Annotated in this window: 3 protein-coding genes; 2 read left to right on the top strand and 1 reads right to left on the bottom strand. The window is 77.9% G+C overall.

Features of this window, described 5'->3' with window-relative positions; translation table 11 throughout:
- Window positions 1-444: 444 nt before the first annotated feature.
- Both GTQ99_RS21565 and GTQ99_RS21560 read left to right on the top strand, forming a co-directional pair.
- The gene (locus GTQ99_RS21565) at window positions 445-1,647 is read left to right on the top strand and encodes a GDSL-type esterase/lipase family protein (RefSeq protein WP_205707976.1); all 1,203 of its coding nucleotides are present in this window, start codon (window positions 445-447) and stop codon (window positions 1,645-1,647) included.
- 82 nt (window positions 1,648-1,729) lie between these two features.
- Complete coding sequence (locus GTQ99_RS21560; protein WP_166617747.1) at window positions 1,730-2,575, top strand: hypothetical protein; 846 nt, start codon at window positions 1,730-1,732, stop codon at window positions 2,573-2,575.
- A gap of 63 nt (window positions 2,576-2,638) precedes the next feature.
- On the opposite strand, the gene GTQ99_RS21555 is transcribed toward GTQ99_RS21560, so the two are convergent.
- The coding region (locus tag GTQ99_RS21555) for a hypothetical protein (RefSeq protein ID WP_166617746.1) at window positions 2,639-3,032 on the bottom strand (394 nt) is incomplete at its 5' end.

The following is a 3,032-nucleotide window of genomic DNA, read 5'->3' as shown; positions in this document are numbered from 1 at the left end:
GGCTCCCCGACGCCGCCCTCGCCCCGGTCGGCGCCGCGACGGTGCCGAGCACCGGGTCGTCGTCGAGGCCGGGCGCGAGCAGCAGCACCGTCGCGGCGCCGACCGGGGCGAGGGCGGCGTCGGGGAGCCAGGCGGGGGAGACGTGCGTCGTCATGGTGGACCTTCGTCGTCGGAGGCGTCGGGGCGGTGGAGGTGGGTGGACCGGTGTTCGCGGGAACCCCACGGGGTTTCGCCGCGCCCCTCCGCAGGGGGCGTTCCCCGACCCTACGAGGCCACCGCCGGGCCCGCAAACACCGACGCCGCCGCTGCGGCCCCCGCGGGGTTCCCGGCGCTAGTGTTGCCCCGGGAGTTCCGGACCGCCGGGGTTCCCCGGTTCCCGGTTTCCCTGGAGGTGGGTTCGGTGCGTCCGGTCGCTGCGGTCGTCGGGGGGTTCCGGTGGTGCCGGTGAGCGTGCGGTGGATCCACACCTGGACGGCCGCGCAGCAGCGCGCCCTGCCCGCCGACCTGCCCACCGACCTGCCCGCCGCGCACGGTCCGGGGTGGGCGCTGGCAGGAGTGACGCTGCGCCAGACGGTGCGCTGCTCCCTCGGCGGCCCCCGCGTCCGGTTGCGGCTGTCCAACGCGTTCGGCGAGGCGCCGCTGGCCGTGGTGCGCGCCCGCGTCGCCGCGCCGCGCGGCGGGCGGGCCGGTGCCCGTGCGGTGGAGGGGGCCGTGCTGCCGGTGACGTTCGGCGGCCGCCCCGGCACCGACGTGCCGCCCGGCGCGCTCGTCGTCTCCGACCCCGTGGAGCTGCCCGTCGCGGCCGGCGACCACCTCAGCGCCACCCTCGCCTTCGCCGCCGGCACCGATCCGGTCGGCACGACGAGCCACCCGGGTTCCCGCACGACCTCGCACGTGGTCCCCGGTGACCGTGTCGACGAAGGCGACCTGCCCGGGGCCGCGCCGGTCGAGCACTGGTACGTCCTCACCGGCGTCGAGGTGCCCGCCGGGCCGGGCGCGGGGGCCGTCGTGCTGCTGGGCGACTCGCTCACCGACGGGCGCGGCTCCACGACGGACGGGGCCGACCGCTGGTCCGACCGGCTGCTGGAGCGCCTGCTCGCGGCGGGCGCGGCCGGCACCGCCGTGCTCAACCAGGGGATCGGCGGGAACCGGGTGCTGGCCGACGGCGTCGGTCCCTCGGCGCTGGCCCGCCTAGAGCGCGACGTCCTCGCCCTGGGCGGGGTGCGCACGCTCGTCGTCCTCGAGGGGGTCAACGACCTCGGCGCCGCCGCGGCGGCGCCGGGCGCCCAGCGGGCCGCGGCAGCCCGCCTGCTGGAGGGCTACCGGCAGGTCGCACTGCGCTGCCGCGCGCACGGCATCGCCGTGGTCGGCGCGACGCTGCTGCCGTTCGGCGGCCACGACGGCTACGACGACCCCGGCGGCTCGCGCGAGGCGGCTCGGCAGCAGGTCAACGCCCGGCTGCGCGCCGGTGCTCCCTTCGACGCCCTCGTCGACCTCGACGCGGTCCTGCGCGACCCCGCCCGTCCCTCGCGGCTGCGCGCGGACGTCGACGGCGGCGACCACCTGCACCTCTCGCCGGCCGGGTACGCGGCGCTCGCCGCGGCGGTGCCGCTGGAGCTGCTCACCGGCCGGGTCGAGCCGTCCTGAGCGCGGTGCGCCGAGCGGGCGGCGACGGCGTGGACGACTATCGTGCGCGGACGGTGTCGGCTGCGGAGAGGCGGGTGTCGGCGTGGACGGGGAGTTGACGCCCCGGGAGCACGGGGAGCTGGTCCGGGACCTCGTGGGCGCACTGGCGGCTCCACGGGAGGCCAGGACCGTCGGCATCGAGCGGGACGTCCGGCTGCAGGGCCGCCTGACCCGCCACCGCATCGACGTGGTGTGGCGCTTCGAGGTCGGTGGGCTCGAGCGCACCGTCTTCTTCGAGTGCCACCGGCGCAGGGGTCCGCTGGAGCAGCGGGACGCGTTCGCGTGGGTCGGTGCGCTCGCCGACCTCGCCGAGGCGGGTGTGCACGGCACGGGCGTCCTGGTGACGGTCACCGGTTTCCACGGCGGCGCCCGGGCGGTGGCGGACGGGCACGGCGTGCACGTCATGGAGCTGCGGCGGCCGACGGAGGAGGACTGGCGGGGCCGGGTGCGCCGCATCGTCCTCGAGGTCACCCACCGGGTCCCGGACATCACCAGCGTCGACTTCGACCACGCGCCGTTCCCGGCGGCCGCGGGGAGCGCCGAGGAGCCGCTGCGCATCGCCGTCGACCAGCTCTTCGTGCGCACCGGCGACGGCGAGCGCTCGGTGCAGGAGGTCATGCTCAGCGGTGTCGTGGCACCCGCCGGCGCTCCGGTGCTGGGGATGCGGGCGGTGCGCTACGAGTACGACCCGCCCGCCGACCTCGTGCACGAGGGCCGGGTCGTGGGCCGGATCACCGCTCTGCACGGCGTCGCGGGTGAGACCGAGCGGGTCCTGCGCCAGGTCATCGGCCCGGTCGACGAGCTGCTCACGTGGATGACCGGCGCTCCCGCCACGGGTGGGCGGGTGCCGCTCGGGCCGGGCGGGACGAGCGGGCGCACCGGTCCGTGAGGACCCGGCACGGCGCTCGCGCGACCTCCGGCGCCGCCGCCGCCGGCGGGGCCGCCGCCGCCGTCAGCGGGGTCGGGTCTCGTTGGCGTGGATGAGGGCGGCGGCCTGCAGGAGGGTGGTGAGCTCGAGGTCGCAGGTGTCGCAGAGGTGGTGCAGGTCGGTGAGGAGCTCGATGAGGGCCTCCTCGATGTTGTCCCTGGCGTCCTGCGCCCCCTCGGTGCCGACGCCGGCGGTGGCCCGTGCGCTGGCGCGGGCGTGGTGGTGCAGGGCCTGGGCGGCGTGGGCGGCGCGCTGGGCGTTGGCCTGGCGGGTGTGGGCGGTGCTGGTGGGGTGGGCTCCGTCCCGGGCGTGCATGAGGACGGTCAGGGTCTGCTGGAGGCCCTGCTTGGGCGCCGGCCGGGGCGCCCCGGCGCCGGTGTGCTCGGCGCTCGCGGAGGCGCCGGGGGGTTGGTGGGAC

It is taken from the genome of Kineococcus vitellinus (genome assembly GCF_009906315.1).
Taxonomy (GTDB): Bacteria; Actinomycetota; Actinomycetes; order Actinomycetales; family Kineococcaceae; genus Kineococcus; species Kineococcus vitellinus.
The sequence above is the reverse complement of the archived record's forward strand: the minus strand, read 5'-3'. Positions and strand labels throughout refer to the sequence as shown.